This is a genomic window from Streptomyces sodiiphilus (genome assembly GCF_039529215.1).
Lineage (GTDB): Bacteria > Actinomycetota > Actinomycetes > Streptomycetales > Streptomycetaceae > Streptomyces > Streptomyces sodiiphilus.
Genome location: NZ_BAAAMJ010000001.1, coordinates 125,648 through 141,397, shown reverse-complemented (window position 1 = coordinate 141,397; position 15,750 = coordinate 125,648). Strand labels below are relative to the sequence as shown.

The 15,750-nt window shown below is 73.2% G+C and carries 14 protein-coding genes and 5 tRNA genes; 9 read left to right on the top strand and 10 right to left on the bottom strand.

Features of this window, described 5'->3' with window-relative positions; genetic code table 11:
* Positions 1-22 precede the first annotated feature (22 nt).
* Positions 23-1,027 carry a Gfo/Idh/MocA family protein gene (locus tag ABD299_RS00715; protein WP_344257906.1) on the bottom strand — a complete coding sequence of 335 codons (1,005 nt, stop codon included), beginning with the start codon at positions 1,025-1,027 and terminating at the stop codon, positions 23-25.
* Positions 1,028-1,151: 124 nt separating this feature from the next.
* Positions 1,152-1,832, bottom strand: coding sequence for a lysophospholipid acyltransferase family protein (locus ABD299_RS00710; protein WP_344257904.1), 681 nt, complete (start codon positions 1,830-1,832; stop codon positions 1,152-1,154).
* A gap of 390 nt (positions 1,833-2,222) precedes the next feature.
* Here ABD299_RS00710 and ABD299_RS00705 point away from each other — a divergent pair, with 390 nt between their 5' ends.
* Positions 2,223-2,747, top strand: coding sequence for a GNAT family N-acetyltransferase (locus ABD299_RS00705; RefSeq protein ID WP_344257902.1), 525 nt, complete (start codon positions 2,223-2,225; stop codon positions 2,745-2,747).
* 34 nt (positions 2,748-2,781) lie between these two features.
* On the opposite strand, the gene ABD299_RS00700 is transcribed toward ABD299_RS00705, so the two are convergent.
* Positions 2,782-3,222, bottom strand: a complete 441-nt coding sequence (locus ABD299_RS00700; RefSeq protein ID WP_425581219.1) for a hypothetical protein — start codon at positions 3,220-3,222, stop codon at positions 2,782-2,784.
* A 1-nt stretch (position 3,223) separates the two neighbouring features.
* Entirely contained in the window at positions 3,224-3,586 is a 363-nt protein-coding gene (locus tag ABD299_RS00695; RefSeq protein WP_344257900.1) for a hypothetical protein, read from the bottom strand.
* Positions 3,587-3,706: 120 nt separating this feature from the next.
* On the opposite strand from ABD299_RS00695, the gene ABD299_RS00690 reads away from it, so the two are divergent.
* From ABD299_RS00690 to ABD299_RS00670, 5 genes are all read left to right on the top strand, one after another.
* Complete coding sequence (locus ABD299_RS00690; RefSeq protein WP_344257898.1) at positions 3,707-4,303, top strand: GNAT family N-acetyltransferase; 597 nt, start codon at positions 3,707-3,709, stop codon at positions 4,301-4,303.
* Between the two features lie 89 nt (positions 4,304-4,392).
* Positions 4,393-5,625, top strand: coding sequence for a precorrin-6y C5,15-methyltransferase (decarboxylating) subunit CbiE (gene cbiE, locus ABD299_RS00685; RefSeq protein ID WP_344257896.1), 1,233 nt, complete (start codon positions 4,393-4,395; stop codon positions 5,623-5,625).
* A gap of 238 nt (positions 5,626-5,863) precedes the next feature.
* On the top strand, positions 5,864-8,473 hold the full coding sequence (gene cobT, locus ABD299_RS00680) for a nicotinate-nucleotide--dimethylbenzimidazole phosphoribosyltransferase (RefSeq protein WP_344257894.1): 2,610 nt from the start codon (positions 5,864-5,866) through the stop codon (positions 8,471-8,473).
* Positions 8,474-8,634: 161 nt separating this feature from the next.
* The gene (gene cobA, locus ABD299_RS00675) at positions 8,635-9,846 is read left to right on the top strand and encodes a uroporphyrinogen-III C-methyltransferase (RefSeq protein ID WP_344257892.1); all 1,212 of its coding nucleotides are present in this window, start codon (positions 8,635-8,637) and stop codon (positions 9,844-9,846) included.
* Positions 9,843-10,655 carry a TrmH family RNA methyltransferase gene (locus ABD299_RS00670; protein WP_344257890.1) on the top strand — a complete coding sequence of 271 codons (813 nt, stop codon included), beginning with the start codon at positions 9,843-9,845 and terminating at the stop codon, positions 10,653-10,655. The genes cobA and ABD299_RS00670 overlap by 4 nt, the downstream gene beginning before the upstream one ends.
* Positions 10,656-10,675: 20 nt before the next feature.
* Here the strand turns inward: ABD299_RS00670 and ABD299_RS00665 are convergent, their stop codons facing one another.
* The 6 genes from ABD299_RS00665 to ABD299_RS00640 all read right to left on the bottom strand — a co-directional run bounded on the left by ABD299_RS00665 (position 10,676) and on the right by ABD299_RS00640 (position 12,818).
* Positions 10,676-11,827, bottom strand: a complete 1,152-nt coding sequence (locus tag ABD299_RS00665) for a serine/threonine-protein kinase (protein WP_344257941.1) — start codon at positions 11,825-11,827, stop codon at positions 10,676-10,678.
* A gap of 561 nt (positions 11,828-12,388) precedes the next feature.
* Positions 12,389-12,463, bottom strand: a tRNA-Val gene (locus tag ABD299_RS00660).
* A gap of 18 nt (positions 12,464-12,481) precedes the next feature.
* Positions 12,482-12,553, bottom strand: a tRNA-Val gene (locus ABD299_RS00655).
* 24 nt (positions 12,554-12,577) lie between these two features.
* Positions 12,578-12,649 (bottom strand) — tRNA-Val (locus ABD299_RS00650).
* Between the two features lies 1 nt (position 12,650).
* Positions 12,651-12,724, bottom strand: a tRNA-Cys gene (locus tag ABD299_RS00645).
* Positions 12,725-12,745: 21 nt separating this feature from the next.
* Positions 12,746-12,818: transfer RNA gene (locus tag ABD299_RS00640), tRNA-Gly, on the bottom strand.
* 152 nt (positions 12,819-12,970) lie between these two features.
* Between ABD299_RS00640 and ABD299_RS00635 the strand changes: the two genes are divergently transcribed.
* From ABD299_RS00635 to ABD299_RS00625, 3 genes are read left to right on the top strand one after another with little or no spacing between them, the layout of a single operon-like run.
* Entirely contained in the window at positions 12,971-14,026 is a 1,056-nt protein-coding gene (locus ABD299_RS00635) for a chorismate-binding protein (RefSeq protein WP_344257888.1), read from the top strand.
* A gap of 2 nt (positions 14,027-14,028) precedes the next feature.
* The gene (locus ABD299_RS00630) at positions 14,029-14,853 is read left to right on the top strand and encodes an aminotransferase class IV (protein WP_344257886.1); all 825 of its coding nucleotides are present in this window, start codon (positions 14,029-14,031) and stop codon (positions 14,851-14,853) included.
* Positions 14,854-14,903: 50 nt separating this feature from the next.
* On the top strand, positions 14,904-15,740 hold the full coding sequence (locus tag ABD299_RS00625; RefSeq protein ID WP_344257884.1) for a GNAT family N-acetyltransferase: 837 nt from the start codon (positions 14,904-14,906) through the stop codon (positions 15,738-15,740).
* The last annotated feature ends 10 nt before the right edge of the window (positions 15,741-15,750 follow it).

The following is a 15,750-nucleotide window of genomic DNA, read 5'->3' as shown; positions in this document are numbered from 1 at the left end:
ACGGTCCCGGCCGAAGACACGCTCACTCCCCGGGGAAGCGGACCCCGATGCGCTCGCGCACCCGGTCCAGCGTCCGCATGACCGCCACGGTGCCGTCCAGCGGCACCAGGGGTGACTCGGTCTCCCCGGCCCGCAGACACCGCATCACCTCCGCCGCCTGGTGGGCGAAGGTGACGCCCGTACCCGGCCCGTTGATCTCCTCCGGCTCCTTCCCCGGCCGGTGCAGAACGCACTGCTCGGGGAAGAAGAACCCGCGCGGGAACTCGATGCGGCCCGCGGTTCCGGTCACCGCCGCCCGCAGCGGGGTATCGGCCACCAGCGAGCACGTCAGCGCCGCCACCGCCCCCGAGGAGTAGCCGAGAAGCATTCCGGTGTTCTCGTCGACGCCGCCGCGCAGCCGGGCCCAGGCCGCCACTTCTGCGGGTTCCCCGAGCACGAGATGGGCGAACGACACCGGGTAGACGCCCAGATCCAGGAGCGCTCCGCCGCCCAGGGCCGGGTCGAGCAGCCGGTGTCCGTCCTCGAACCGCCCCGCCAGCCCGAAGTCCGCGTGCACCGCGCGGACCTCACCGATGGCACCGTCCCGCACCAGCTCGGTCATCCGGCGTATCACCGGATTGCAGTACGTCCACATGCCCTCCATCAGGAACACCCCCCGTTGCCGGGCCAGTTCCACAAGATCCTGGGCCTCGGTCGCATTCAGGGTGAAGACCTTCTCGCACAGCACCGCCTTCCCGGCCTCCAGGCACAGGCGGGCCGCCGGATGGTGGGCGTTGTGCGGGGTGGCGACATAGACGACATCCACCTCCGGATCGGCTGCCAGGTCCGCCCAGTTCCCGTGGGCCCGGGGTATGCCGAACCGGTCGGCGAACTCCCGGGCCGGCCCGGGAGCGCGGGAGCCGACAGCGGCGACTTCCGCCTCCGGCATCCCCAGCAGATCCCCGGTGAACCGGGCGGCGATCGAGCCGGTGGACAGGATTCCCCACCTGACCGGCCGCCGTGCGGCCTCCGCTGTGCTGTCGAGCATGTCCAACCTCCGATATCCCGCGGCCGGCCCCGGCAGCTTCCGGGGGAGCCGTCGTGCCGGATACGGAGGAAGACCGGGACCGGCGGCCGTTGCCTGCCCCTGCAGTGCGACATCGTAGCCCCGCTCAGGCGGCCTTTGCCTTGGTGGCGTACATGTCGACGTACTCCTGGCCGGACAGCCGCATCACCTCGGTCATCACCTCGTCGGTGACGGCGCGCAGCACGTAGCGGTCCCGGTCCATGCCGTCGTACCGGGAGAAGTCCAGCGGCCGGCCGAAACGCACCGTGACGCGGCGCCCCGGGCCGATCCGTGGCAGCCCCCGGCCGCCCGGCTGCACCCGGTCCGTGCCGATCATCGCGAACGGCACCACCGGGGCACCCGTCATCAGCGTCAGCCGGGCGATGCCGGTGCGTCCCCGGTACAGCCGGCCGTCGGGGGACCTGGTCCCTTCGGGGTAGATACCGAAGACCTTCCCCTCCTCCAGAATCCGCCGGCCGGTCATCAGCGCGGCCACGCCCCCGCGGGCCCCGTCGCGGTCCACCGGCACCATTCCCACTCCGGTGAAGAACCAGGCCATCAGCCGCCCCTTCAGGCTGCGCCCGGTCACGTACTCGTTCTTTCCGATGAAGAACACCCGGCGCCCGGTGACCAGGGGCAGGATCATCGAGTCGATGAAGGTCAGATGGTTGCCCGCCAGGATGACCGGGCCGCTGCCGGGAATCTGCTCCGCGCCCTCGACACGCGGCCGGAAAAGCACCTTCAGCAACGGGCCGAGAAGCGCCTTGAGCAGCAGGAATCGGGACAACGTGCCCTCCGGTCGTGATGGTTGCCGTTCACTGTCACGCAGATCGGGACGATACTCGCGTGTCCGCCCTCCGCGCACAGCAGGTTCACACAGTGGATGGGCGGCTCCGGTCCGCCGGCCTCCTGCCGGGACCGCCGGCGCCGCGCGCTCCGGCTTCCCGGGACCGTGTCTCCGCCTCCCCTCCTGCGAATCATGGCGTCCTGGTGCTAAACCACCTTCGGAGTCGGGAATATCACAGCGGTTGTGCGCCCGATCCGTTCCCCGGAGTCCGCTTTCCCGCGGACAATGCTGACGGCACGGGGCGTACCCGCGCCGTCAGGGCATCACAGGCCGGCCCGCGCGACCCTCATCTGCGCAGCCGGTTATCACCTCGCTGAGGAGGCGTGCGGCATGGGGATGAGTGTCACCATCGGCAGGGCAACCGGGCAGGACGCCGAACAGATACTGAAGCTTCAGTATCTGTGCTACCAGTCCGAGGCCGAACTGTACGGCGATTACCGGATCGAACCGCTCACCCAGACCCTGGACGCGCTGCGCACCGAACTGGCGGCCTCCTGCGTACTTGTGGCCCGGCTCGGGGACGAGATCGTGGGCTCGGTGCGTGGCACGGTGGACGAGGACGGCACGGGGCGCATCGGCACGCTCGTCGTGCACCCACGGATGCAGCGGCACGGGCTGGGCAAGCGGCTGATGCGGGCGATCGAGGCACGGCTCGCCGAGGACGGCGCCGCCACCCGGTACCGGCTGTCCGCCGGGCACCGCAGCGATGCCACGCTCCGGCTCTACCGGACACTCGGCTATGCCCCGGTGGCCACCGAGGAGGTGTCCCGCCGACTGCGGATGATCACACTGGAGAAGCATGCCGGAGAGACCGGGGAACCGGCGCTCCGGCAGCCGATGACGGCCGGCGCCTGAGCTCCCTNCCCGGCCGGAGCCCGGCGACAATCTGTCAGGACGGGAGCCGGGAGCGGCGCAGCCAGTACAGGCCGGTCAGTGGCAGGATCAACGGGATGAACAGATATCCCATGCCGTAGTGGGACCACACGGTGGCGTCGGGAAACGCGGCCGGGTCGAGGACCGTCCACGTGCCGACCGTCAGCACCCCCGCGAGCTCCGCCGCGCAGGCGACCAGCGCCGCCCTGCGGGAGCCCTCCCCGCCGCGGACGAGGGCGAGCGTGATGAAGGCGTACACCACCGCGGCCAGCAGCGACAGCAGATAGGCCAGCGGGGCCTCGTCGAACCGGGTGGAGAGCTGGTAGACGGAGCGGGACGTCGCCCCCACGGTGAAGATCGTGTACAGGGTCACCAGCAGCAGCCCCGGCCCGTGGCGCATCCCGGCGCGGGCCGGGGCCTGCGCGGTCCCGGGTGTCACCCGGGTCGTTCCGGTCATCTCAGCCTCCCCAGACATCGGCGAGCCGCACCTGGAGCACGGCGGCCAGCAGGGCTCCGGCGGCGACCGTGGCCGAGCCCCAGCGGTTGCGCTCCCCCAGGGAGACCAGTGCCACCAGGGGCACGCAGGCGGCGACGGACACCAGGTAGGACACGAACACGGCCGTGCCGTCCCCGGCCGGACGCTCCCCGGAGGCCAGCTTCACCGCCCCGACCACCACTTGGGCGACCGCGAGCAGGGTCACCACGGCCATTCCGCCGTAGTGCCAGTCCTTGGCGGGCTGGTCGCGCAGGGCCGCCCAGCCGCACCAGGCGGCCAGCAACAGGGCGGCCACGCCGGTCGTGACCGTGAGGGGGGTGAGCATGCCGCCGACTTTACTGCGATGTGCCGGGAGGTCCGCCCCTGGCCCCGGACGGGCGGCGCGCTGCACGGGTGGTGGATCATGCTGCATGCTGTCCGTCGGACCCCAGGTATGGAGCGGCGCATGACATCCATCTTCCCCGACATCTCCATCAGCACGGACCGGCTCGTGCTGCGGCCGTTCGAGGAAGCGGACATCCCCGAGCTCACCGACATGATGAACGACGAGCTCACCGCGGCCTGGACCTCGGTCCCGGCTCCCTACACCGTGGCCGATGCCCGGGAGTGGGCGACCCGTCAGGCGCCGGCCGAGCGGACCGGCGGCCGGGGCATCGTCTTCGCCGTCACCGAACTTCTCACCCACCGGCTGGTCGGCGTCGTCCACATCATGAAGACCGACTGGGAGAGACGGACCGCGGAGGTGGGCTTCGTGGTGGGGCCCTGGGCGCGCGGCGAGGGGTACGCCGCGGAAGCCGTCCTGGCCGCGGCCCAGTGGCTCTTCACCGGCCAGGGCTTCGAGCGACTGGAGTTGCGCACCGCGGCGGGCAACAGTGCCTCCCAGCAGGTGGCGCAGAAGATCGGCTGCGTCAGCGAGGGCATCCTGCGCAATGCCACCGTCGTGCGTTCGAGGACCGAGGACGGGGGCTGGACCGACATCCGCACGGATGTCATCGTCTGGGGTCTGCTCCCGGAGGATCTCGAGGACTCCGTCGCCGGCTGACCGGTGCCGTTCCGGACGGCCGTCCTCCCGGGCGATCGGGGGTACGCTCTTCGCGTTCCCCACCTGCGACGATCAGGAGCGCCCCGAGCATGGCCGACCGTGTCACGGTGATCGGATGGGACGGCTCCCCGCCGGCGCCGGCGGCCCGGGCCGCGCTCGGTGCCGCGACCCTGGTGGCCGGCGCCCCCCGGCATCTGACGCTGCCCCAGATTCCCCCCGGCGCAGAACTGGTGCAACTCGGCAGCGTCTCGGTCGCGGCCGAGCGTATCGCGGCGCACAGGGGCACCGCCGTGGTGGTGGCCGACGGCGACCCGGGCTTCTTCGGCGTGGTGCGCGCGCTGCGCGATCCGAGGTACGGGCTGGAGGTCGAAGTGGTGCCCGCGGTCACGGCGGTGGCCGCGGCCTTCGCCCGTGCGGGCATGCCCTGGGACGACGCGCGCATCGTGGTGGCCGGACGCCGGACCCTGCGGCGCGCGGTCAATGTCTGCCGGGCTCACCCCAAGGTGGCGGTGCTCACCTCACCGGGCGCGGGGCCGGCCGAGATCGCCCTGCTGCTGGGCAGGGACCACCGCACGTTCGTGGTCTGCGAGGCGCTGGGCACCGAACGCGAACGCGTCTCGGTTCTGACCTCGGACAAGGTCGCCCAGCACCGATGGACGGACCCGAACTTGGTGATCGTCGTCGGCGGGACGGGCGCCCCCGCCTCCGCCGCGGCGGGCAGCGGCTGGCTGGCCGGTGCCGACCCGGTCGCCGACAGCCACCCGAGGGGATGGGGGCTGGACACCGCCGCCTACTTCGGCCCGGTTCCCGTGCCCGGCACCGAAGGACCGGGCGGCAACCCCCGGCTGAGGGCCCTGCAACTGGCCGCGCTCGGCCCCCGGCCCGGAGACCTGCTGTGGGATGTGGGGACCGCGAGCGGGCTGGCCGCGCTGGAGGCCGCGCGGCTGGGAGCGGCCGTCATCGCGGTGGACCGTGACGCGGAGGCCTGCGCACGCACCGAGGCCGTCGCGCGCCGCCTCGGTGTCCAGCTCCAGGTGGTCCACGGAGTGGCGCCGCAGGTGCTGGAGGATCTTCCCGAGCCGGATCTCATCCGTGTCGGCGGTGGCGGCCCGCGCACGCTCACCGCTTGTGCCGACCGCCGCCCGCAGCGGTTGGTGACGCATGTCATGACCCGGGACGAGGCGGAGAGGGTGGGGCAGGTGCTGACGGGCGCCGGTTACGCAGTGGACTGCACGCTGCTCCAGTCGGTGGAACTGGAGACCCGGCACTGGTCCGAGAGCGGCCGCACGGTCGCCTTCCTGCTGTCCGCCCGCCGCGCGTGAGCAAGGGACACGTGCGGATGAAACGGACGTCCGGGCGCGGGTGGGGGCACCCGGTGGCTCTGCCCCGGGTACGCTGATGGATCGTTGCGCCACGGGCCGGACTTGAGGATTCGTCCATGGATGTCCGGATGGTGCGGACGGAACTCGTGCCGCACGGCGGGCACGCTCGTTCTTCACTGCAGGGCGCGGCGCACCCGCCGGGGTTGGAAGGAGCACTACCGATGGGCGAGGGGTACGCATGACGGACACCGGCCAGGTTCCCGACGGGGGACAGCTGGAACAGGCAGGTGCACAGCCGCAGCCGCCGGCCGCCCCGGCCCCTGCGGCCTACCCGTTCCCGGGCGTGCCGGGGGATGCCGGTGACATCGAGGAGGAGGACCTTCTCATGCCCGGCTCGCACGGGGCATGGGGCGAAGCCGTCGCTGTCCCGCAGCGCCACGCCGCCCCGGTGAGCGGGCAGTCCCCGGAGGCGCACCCGTTCGCCGGCGGGCACCCGGGGCCGCAGAGCACGGCGGCGCACGGCCCCGTGCACCCGGACGCCCCGGCTCAGGAACCGGGGGAGACCGCGGGCCCTGCGGTGAGTGCTGCGGTGAGTGCTGCGCCGCGTCCGGAGCCGGCCGCGGCGGGCCCGGCCGAGGACGACGGCTCCCTCCCCCCGGGGCCGCAGGCCTCCCCGGAGGCCGTACCCGGGGCCTACGCCATGGCCCCGGTGCCGCACCCCGCGACCGGTGCCGCGGTGCCGCCTGCCGGCCCGCAGCCCGCCGGGCTTCCCTCGCAGCCCGGCTCCTGGCAGCCCCCCGCCCCGCAGCCGCAGGAGGACCTTGCCGGGGACGCGTCGGGCGCCCGTCCGGAACCGGCGGCACAGGAACAGCCGGCCACGACGGAGCCGGAAGCGGCGCACGGACCGGAGGCCGGCCGGGCGCCGGCCGGCCGGCAGGACGAGTCCGTCCCGCCAAGCGCACCGCAGGCCCCCGCACCGCAGGCACCGGCCGTGGCGGCGCAGGAACCGCAGCCGGCGGATGCCGGTGACGACCCCGAGCAGCCTGCTCACGCCCCGCACGCCGGGCCGTTGCCGGTGACGGTCCCCGGTCCGCGTCAGGAGGCCGAGACGGCCCCGCCCGCCCCCGGCTACGCCGCGGCCGAGCGCGAGGCCGTGCACCGGCTCATGCGGGACCGCCGTGACATCCGCAACGGCTTCCGCTCCGACCCGATCCCGCACGACGTGCTGCTGCGGGTGCTGGAGGCCGCGCACACCGCGCCGAGCGTGGGTCACTCCCAGCCCTGGGACTTCGTCATCATCCGCTCCGCCGAGACCCGGGAGCAGATGCACCGGCTGGCCATGCGGCAGCGCGAGGCCTACGCCAAGTCGCTGCCCAAGGCACGGGCCAAGCAGTTCAAGGAGCTCAAGGTCGAGGCCATTCTCGACACCCCGGTCAACATCGTGGTGACCGCCGACCCCACCAGGGGCGGCCGGCACACCCTGGGCCGCCACACCCAGCCGAAGATGGCTCCGTACTCCGCGGCGCTCGCCGTGGAGAACCTGTGGCTGGCCGCGCGCGCCGAAGGGCTGGGCGTGGGCTGGGTCAGCTTCTTCGACGAGCGCGAACTGGTCCGCTCCCTCGAACTGCCCGAACACCTGGAGATCGTCGCCTATCTGTGCGTCGGCTACGTCGACGAGTTCCCGGACGAACCCGAACTGCTGCAGGCCGGCTGGTCCCGCCGCCGGCCGCTGTCCTGGGTCGTCCACGAGGAGTCCTACGGCCGCCGCGCGCTGCCCGGCGCCGAACCGCACGACCTCCTCAGCGAGACCCTGGAGGAGATCCGCCCGCTCGACGCCCAGGCCCTGGGCGAGGCCTGGGAGCGGCAGAAGCGGATGACCAAACCGGCCGGCGCGCTGGGCGCCCTGGAGATCATCTCCGCCCAGCTGTGCGGGCTCTCCCGCAGCTGTCCGCCCCCCCTGCCCGAGCCGGCCGCGGTGGCCGTGTTCGCCGGCGACCACGGGGTGCACGCCCAAGGGGTCACCGCCTGGCCGCAGGAAGTCACGGCGCAGATGGTGGCGAACTTCCTGGGCGGGGGAGCGGTGTGCAACGCGTTCGCCGCTCAGGTCGGAGCCGAGGTCTGCGTGGTGGACGTCGGGGTCAGGAGCGAGCTGCCGGCCACCCCCGGCCTGCTGCCCCGCAAGGTACGGGCCGGGACCGCCGATTTCACCGCTGGGCCGGCCCTGACCAGGGAAGAGGTGCTGCGCGCCCTCGAGGTGGGCATCGAGACGGCCCGGGACCTGGTCGCAGCCGGCAACCGCGCACTGCTCACCGGTGAGATGGGCATCGCCAACACCACGGTCTCGGCTGCCCTCATCGCCGCGTTCACCGGGGCCGATCCGGCCGAGGTCACCGGCCGGGGCACCGGGATCAACGACGAGACCCACGCCCGGAAGATCGAAGTGGTGCGGCGGGCCCTGGAACTGCACCGGCCCGACCCGGCCGACCCGGTCGGGGTGCTGGCCGCCGTGGGCGGGCTGGAGCACGCCGCCATCGCCGGGCTGGTCCTGGGAGGTGCGTCGCTGCGGGTGCCCGTCATCCTCGACGGTGTCAGCGCCGGGGCCGCTGCCCTGGCCGCCCGGGCCATCGCACCCGAGGCGGTGTCCGTGTGCATCGCGGGTCACCGCAGCGCCGAGCCGGGCCACATGGCCGCCCTCACCGCCCTGGGACTGCGCCCGCTGGTCGATCTCGACCTGCGCCTGGGCGAGGGGACGGGGGCGCTGCTGGCGCTGCCGGTGGTACAGAGTGCGGCCCGGGCGATGCGCGAAGTCGCCACGTTCGACTCGGCGGGTGTCACCGACAAGAACTGATCACCTCCCCGCCGCCCGGCCCGCTCGCGTGAGGTGCGACGCAGCGCGGGGCCGGGCGGCGCCGTAGGGTGATCCGCACAGGCCCGTCCCCCTTCCCGCCGCTCCGGTGCCGCAGCGGCCTCACGACCGATCGTCACAGCGCCGAGGAGCCCGCGCCCGCCATGCCCGATCATCCCGCATACCCCGTCGGACTCCGCCTGACCGGACGCCGCGTGCTCGTGCTCGGCGGCGGCACCGTCGCCCAGCGCAGACTGCCCACGCTGCTGGCGGCCGGGGCGGACATCCAGCTGGTCGCACCGGAGGTCACGCCGTCCGTCCAGGCCATGGCCGAGGCCGGGGAGCTGCGCTGGGAGCGGCGCGGCTACCGGCCCGGCGACGTGGAGGGGGCCTGGTACGTCCTGATCGCCACCGACGACCCCGAGGTCAACGACGCCGCGTCCCAGGAGGCCGAGGAGCGGCGGGCGTGGTGCGTCCGCAGCGACGACGCGGAGGCCGCCACCGCGTGGACGCCTGCCACCGGGCGCAGCGACGGTGTCACGGTCGCGGTCCTCACCGGACGCGACCCCCGCCGCTCCGCGGCTGTCCGGGACGCTGTGGTGGAGGGACTGAGGGACGGTACCCTGGCGGCTCCCCGGCACCGACGCCGAGCCTTCGGCGTGGCCCTTGTGGGAGGCGGTCCCGGGGACCCCGATCTGATCACGGTCCGCGGCAGGAGGTTGCTTGCCCAGGCCGATGTCGTCATCGCCGACCGGCTCGGTCCACGCGATCTTCTGGACGAGCTCCCCCCGCATGTGGAGGTGATCGACGCGGCGAAGATCCCCTACGGACGGGCGATGGCCCAGGAGGCGATCAACGCCGCACTCATCGAGCACGCCCGGGCAGGAAAGTCGGTGGTGCGCCTGAAGGGCGGTGATCCCTACGTCTTCGGGCGGGGGATGGAGGAGGCGCAGGCACTGGCCGAGGCGGGCATCCCGGTCACCGTGGTGCCCGGGATCACCAGCGCCATCAGCGTGCCCGCCGTGGCGGGCATCCCCGTCACCCACCGTGGGGTCGCCCACGAGTTCACCGTGGTCAGCGGGCACGTCGCCCCCGACGATCCGCGCTCTCTCGTCGACTGGCCCGCGCTGGCCCGGCTGCGCGGCACCCTGGTGCTGCTGATGGCGGTCGAGCGCATAGGTGCCATCGCCGAAGCCCTGGTCGGCAGCGGGCGCCCGGCGTACACGCCGGTGGCGGTGATCCAGGAAGGCACCACCGCCGCCGAACGCCGGGTGGACGCCACGCTGGCCGACGTGCAGCGCCGGATCCGCGAGGAGGACATCCGGCCTCCGGCCGTCATCGTCATCGGGGACGTGGTCGAGGTCGGCTCCAGATGAGTGCCCCTGTCCGGATCACCGATCCCGCGGACCCCCGGCTGAGCGACTACACCGCGCTCACCGATGTCGCCCTGCGCCGAACCCGGGAAGTGGCCGAAGGGCTGTTCATGGCGGAGGGCGAGAAGGTGATCCGCAGGGCGCTGGCCGCCGGATACCCGCCGCGGTCCGTGCTGCTGACGGACAAGTGGCTCGATGCCATGGGGGATCTCGTCCGGCAGCCAGCCGTCCCGGTCTACGTCGTGGACCCTGGCGTGGCCGAGCAGGTCACCGGTTATCACGTGCACCGCGGGGCGCTCGCCGCCATGCGGCGCCTCCCGCTGCCCTCCGCCGCCGGCGTGCTGGCGGGCGCGCGGCGGCTGGCCGTGCTGGAGGGCGTGAACGACCACACCAACATCGGTGCCCTCTTCCGGAGCGCCGCCGCGCTGGGCATCGACGCGGTGCTGCTCTCCCCGGACTGCGCGGATCCGCTCTACCGGCGCGCGGTCAAGGTCTCGATGGGGGCCGTCTTCACCGTGCCCTACGCGCGGGTGGACCGGTGGCCGCACTGCCTGGAGGACCTGCGCGAGGCGGGTTTCCGGCTGCTCGCCCTCACACCGGACAGTGACGCGCAGTCCATCGCACAGGAGGCAGAGCGGAACGCGGGACCGACGGCGCTGCTTCTGGGGGCCGAGGGGGAGGGGCTCTCGCGCCGGGCGCTCGCCGCTGCCGACGCGCGGGTGCGCATTCCGATGGCCCGGGGCGTGGACTCGCTCAATGTCGCAGCCGCGGCAGCCGTCGCGTTCTACGCCCTGACCCCCCGCGAACCCTGACCGGCAGGGCGGCCGAGGCCTCAGCCCAGCAGGGGACCCAGGCTCTGGGCGGGGCCCTGGCACCCCTGAGCGGCGGCGATCCCGAGCGCCACCATCAGCGTCACGGTGACGAAGACGATCAGCCTCTGGCGCAGCAGCCGGCGGTCCAGTCCGGCGCCGGGGCCGCGGCCCGGGCCGGCGGCCGGGTGCGCCCGGCCGCGGGCCGGGCGGGAGTCCGCCGGGCGCCGGGGCAGCACAGGAGCGGGAGCGGCGGAGCGGGCCTGCGCCTCGGCCGGGCCGGGCATGGAGGCGGCCGGCCGGCTCGGTGCCACCGGCTCCGGGGGCCCTGCGCGGCGCGCATGGCCGACACCGCGCGCCTCACGTGCCGCGATCTCCTTGAGACGCAGGGAGAGCTGCAGTGTGCTGGGGCGCTCCTGGGGGGATTTGGCCAGGCAGGAGCGGATCAGGGGGGCCAGCGCGGCCGGAGCCCCGTGCAACTGCGGCTCCTCGTGCACCACCCGGTACAGCATGATCTCCGAACTGCCCTGGCCGAACGGTGAATCGGCCAGGGCGGCGTACGCCAGCGTGGCACCGAGCGAGAAGACGTCCGTGGCCGCGGTGACCGCCGCTCCGCGGACCTGCTCGGGAGCGAGGAAACCGGGGGAGCCCACGGCTGTTCCCACCCGGGTCAGGGTGCTGGCGCCAGTGGACCAGGCGATGCCGAAATCGATGATCCGGGGGCCCTTGGGCGACAGCAGGATGTTGGACGGTTTGAGGTCCCGGTGCACCACCCCCGCCTCGTGCACGGCCAGCAGACCCTCCGCCAGCGCGGCACCGATGGCGGCGGTCTCCGAAGCCGGCAGGGGGCCTTCGGTCATGACCTTGTCGTGCAGGGACGGCCCGGGCACGTACTGGGTGGCGAACCACGGCCGGTCCGCGTCGAGATCGGCCGCCACCAGCCGGGCCGTGCATCCGCCCCGGATCCGCCGCGCGGCCGATACCTCCCTGGCGAACCGTGAACGGAACTCCTGGTCCTCGGCGAGGTCGGGCCTGATGACCTTCAGGGCGACCCGTTGGCCGCGCCGGTCCGAGCCGAGATACACCACGCCCATGCCGCCGGCGCCCAGCCGCCGGTGGAGCTTGAACGCGCCGACGACTCGCGGGTCCTCGCGCCGGAGCCGCATCATCGCCATGTCCATCCTCGTCGCCGGTCCTTGTGCTGGGCCACAGCTTACGGACTGTGCGCCCCGAGTGCCGAAAGGCCGCGCCCCGGGGGCGGATCCGGAGACACACACCAGGGAATCCACCGTGGGGAGTAGTCCGCCGGGGACGCGTCATCCTGGGGGATGCCCTGCGAACGGTACGCCGGGCGGACGTCAGGAGCCGTGCCACTGCCTACTGTTGGATCTGGCGGTGGGCGCCGCACCCGTCCCCCGGGAACATCGGCCCGCCGCCGTGACGAACCGGCAGGAGGGCTGAGATGGCACACGTGTCACCGGGCACCAGGGCTGCGTCCGGGCCGGTTCCGGCGCCTGCCGCGGGCGCGGCCGGACGAAGGCATCCGCTGGTGGCTGCCGCGATCGTGCTTCCTCTGGGACTCGCCCTGGCCGTTGTCTTCGGTGGCGTGGACGCCATCGCCGCCCACGTCTCCACCGTCGCCGGCCTCCTCCGACGCTGACCGGGACATCGGAGCGAGCGCAGGGCGCAACAACCGGAGGCCGGGGGAGCAGCCAGCTCCCCCGGCCTCCGGCCGATGGTGGACGATACTGGGATTGAACCAGTGACCTCTTCCGTGTCAGGGAAGCGCTCTCCCGCTGAGCTAATCGTCCGCGATGCGAGGTTCCGCGTGCGCGATACTGGGATTGAACCAGTGACCTCTTCCGTGTCAGGGAAGCGCTCTCCCGCTGAGCTAATCGCGCGGGACGGGCCCTTGTGGGGCCCAGTGGACGATACTGGGATTGAACCAGTGACCTCTTCCGTGTCAGGGAAGCGCTCTCCCGCTGAGCTAATCGTCCATGGAGGTGGAGACGGGATTTGAACCCGTGTAGACGGCTTTGCAGGCCGTTGCCTCGCCTCTCGGCCACTCCACCGAGGGGGGATGACCCCCTTCGAGCGGACGACGAGATTCGAACTCGCGACCCCCACCTTGGCAAGGTGGTGCTCTACCAGCTGAGCTACGTCCGCGGAAACCGCCTCCGGACCGCGGGAACCGCGACCCGGTGACGTCATGAACTCTAGCGGATTCCCCGGCCAGCTCAAACTCAGTACCGCGCCGCGGCCCGGAGTGCCGGGGGCCGGACCGGCACCCCGGCCGGAACCGCCCTAGACTCGCACACGTGCACGACATTCCCCCGATCGCCCGTTTCGGCGGGCTCCTCGCCACCGGGCTGCGTGACGTCACCGGCGACGCCGAGGCGCTGGAGTCCTCGGGATGGTGGGCGGTGGTCGCGGACTTCGAGGGGCGGCTGGTGTGCGCCCGGTTCGACTCCGTGGTGTCCGCCCCGGCCCCGCCTCCCGGCCGCTGGAAGGGGCCGGACCCCACCCGGTGGCGCAGCTCCCTCGGGCGCGAGGAGTACCTCGCGGGAGTCCGGCGGATCCGCGAGCACATTGCCGCGGGGGAGGTGTATCAGGCCAATCTGTGCCGGGTGCTGAGCGCGCCCCTGGAGACGGCCGACGGCCCGCCGGACATCGACGCCCTCACCGCCCGGCTCGCCCGGGGAAACCCGGCGCCCTACGCGGGTACCGTGCGCCTGCCCGCCCGTGGCATCGAGATCGCCACCGCGTCCCCGGAGCTCTACCTGCGCCGCGGCGGCCGGGTCGTCGAATCGGGGCCGATCAAGGGCACCGGCCGTACCGCCGAGGACCTGCTGGAGAAGGATCACGCCGAGAACGTGATGATCGTGGACCTGGTCCGCAACGACCTCGGCCGCGTCTGCGAACCGGGCTCGGTGACTGTTCCCGCGCTGTGTGTCACCGAGGCTCACCCCGGACTTGTCCATCTGGTCTCCACCGTCGAAGGGCGTCTGCGCGCGGACACCGGCTGGCCGGCGCTGCTCGCCGGAACCTTCCCACCCGGTTCGGTGACGGGGGCACCCAAGTCCAGTGCGCTGCGCATCATCGAGTCGCTGGAGACAGTCCCGCGCGGCCCCTACTGCGGGGGGATCGGCTGGGTGGACGCGGACCGCGGCACCGGCATGCTCGCGGTGGGCATCCGGACCTTCTGGATCGAGCGTGACGACCCCGCGGGCGCCCGGCTGTGCTTCGGCACCGGCGCGGGCATCACCTGGGACTCCGACCCGGAACGGGAGTGGCGCGAAACCGAACTCAAGGCTTCCCGGCTGCTCGCGGTAGCGTCCGGGGAACGGCAGACGATCGCGACGGGAGGGCAGTGACCATGGGCCTTATCTGGCTGGACGGTGCGCTGCGGGACGAGGACAGCGCACAGGTATCGGTCTTCGACCACGGACTGACCGTCGGTGACGGCGTGTTCGAGACCCTCAAGACAGTGGAGGGCAGGCCGTTCGCGCTGACCCGCCACCTGGACCGGCTCGCCGCGTCGGCCGCCGGTCTCGGGCTCGGGGAGCCGGACCGGGACGAGGTGACCCGCGCCTGCCGGGAGGTCCTCGCGGCCGAGCCGCTGCCGCTGGGCCGCCTGCGGATCACCTTCACCGCCGGGCGGTCCCCGCTGAGTTCCGCCCGGGGACACGCGCGCCCCACCCTGGTCGTCGCCCACGGGCGCGCGACCCGCCGCCCCGACACCACCGCGGTCATCACCGTTCCGTGGTCCCGCAACGAGAACGGCGCACTGGCCGGCCTGAAGACCACCTCGTACGCGGAGAACGTGCTCGCCCTGGCCCGGGCCCGCCAGGAGGCGGCCTCGGAGGCCCTGTTCGCCAATACCGCCGGACACCTGTGCGAGGGCACCGGAAGCAATGTCTTCGTGGTGCTCGACGGAGAGCCGCACACCCCGCCGCTGTCCGCCGGTCCGCTGGCCGGCATCACCCGGGCCCTGGTCCTCGAATGGGTGGGCGCCAAGGAGACCGACCTGCCGATGGATGTGCTGGAGCGGGCCGAGGAGGTTTTCCTGACCTCCAGCCTGCGCGACGTACAGGCGGTGCGGCGCGTCGACGGCCGGGACATCCCCGAGGTCCCCGGCCCCGTGACGGAGCGGGCCCTGCGGGTCTTCCAGGAGCGCTCGGCGGCCGACATCGACCCGTGACCGCCGTCGCGGGGGTGCCGCGGGCAGCTGCCGCGGGTAGGAATGGCGGCGTGACCACCACACTGCGGCCGGACGGCCCCGAGGAGCGGACCGCGGACGGCACTCGCACCCGGACCTTCACCATCTGTGACAACGCCCGGCCGGTGGGGACCCTCCGGCTCTCCGCGGACTCCGGCCCGGGCGGCACCGCCGGCCGCATCGAGGAGCTGTCCGTCGAGGAGCCCGACCGCCGCCGCGGGCGAGCCACCGTCGCGGCGCTGGCGGCCGAGGAGGTACTGCGCGACTGGGGATGCCGGCACCTCGGGGTGAGTGTGCCGGCAGATGCCGGAGGCGCGACACGACTGGCCGGGCTGCTCGGATACGCCGCGGACGGCCGGATGATGTCCAAGGAGGTCCCCGGGCACACACCGCCGCCCCCGCCCGGCAGTACGCTGGAGGACATGAGCCCCGCGCGGTACCCGGGCTGGCTGGAGGCCGAGAAGGCCGGATTCGTGCGCACCTGCACCGGGCGCGGCCTGTCGTCCGCCCGCGCCGGCGCGATCGCCGACGAGACGCACCGGCGTCACCTTCCCGACGGGCCGGACAGCGAAGGGTCGGCGGTGCGGGTTCTCATGCACGAGGGCAACGATGTGGGAACCCTGTGGGTGTCCACGGGGGAGGGGCTGCCGCTCCCCACCGAGGGCTTCGTCTTCTCCGTCGAGGTCGCCGCGGCCCACCGCGGGCGCGGGCACGGGCGGACGCTGATGTACGAGGCCGAACGCGTCTGCCGCGCGGCAGGGGCACGCACCCTCGGTCTGCACGTGGTGGAGGGCAACGCCGCGGCGCGAGCGCTGTACCGGTCACTGGGGTACCGCACTGTCACCCGGTCCTTCCACAAGCTGTTGTGACCGCGGACCG

Bases quoted from the DNA above. Each gene is read 5' to 3' on its own strand.
- ABD299_RS00715 (WP_344257906.1), bottom strand. From the start codon at position 1,027: ATGCTCGACAGCACAGCGGAGGCCGCACGGCGGCCGGTCAGGTGGGGA.
- ABD299_RS00705 (WP_344257902.1), top strand. From the start codon at position 2,223: ATGGGGATGAGTGTCACCATCGGCAGGGCAACCGGGCAGGACGCCGAA.
- ABD299_RS00700 (WP_425581219.1), bottom strand. From the start codon at position 3,222: ATGACCGGAACGACCCGGGTGACACCCGGGACCGCGCAGGCCCCGGCC.
- ABD299_RS00695 (WP_344257900.1), bottom strand. From the start codon at position 3,586: ATGCTCACCCCCCTCACGGTCACGACCGGCGTGGCCGCCCTGTTGCTG.
- ABD299_RS00690 (WP_344257898.1), top strand. From the start codon at position 3,707: ATGACATCCATCTTCCCCGACATCTCCATCAGCACGGACCGGCTCGTG.
- cbiE (WP_344257896.1), top strand. From the start codon at position 4,393: ATGGCCGACCGTGTCACGGTGATCGGATGGGACGGCTCCCCGCCGGCG.
- cobT (WP_344257894.1), top strand. From the start codon at position 5,864: ATGACGGACACCGGCCAGGTTCCCGACGGGGGACAGCTGGAACAGGCA.
- cobA (WP_344257892.1), top strand. From the start codon at position 8,635: ATGCCCGATCATCCCGCATACCCCGTCGGACTCCGCCTGACCGGACGC.
- ABD299_RS00670 (WP_344257890.1), top strand. From the start codon at position 9,843: ATGAGTGCCCCTGTCCGGATCACCGATCCCGCGGACCCCCGGCTGAGC.
- ABD299_RS00665 (WP_344257941.1), bottom strand. From the start codon at position 11,827: ATGGCGATGATGCGGCTCCGGCGCGAGGACCCGCGAGTCGTCGGCGCG.
- ABD299_RS00630 (WP_344257886.1), top strand. From the start codon at position 14,029: ATGGGCCTTATCTGGCTGGACGGTGCGCTGCGGGACGAGGACAGCGCA.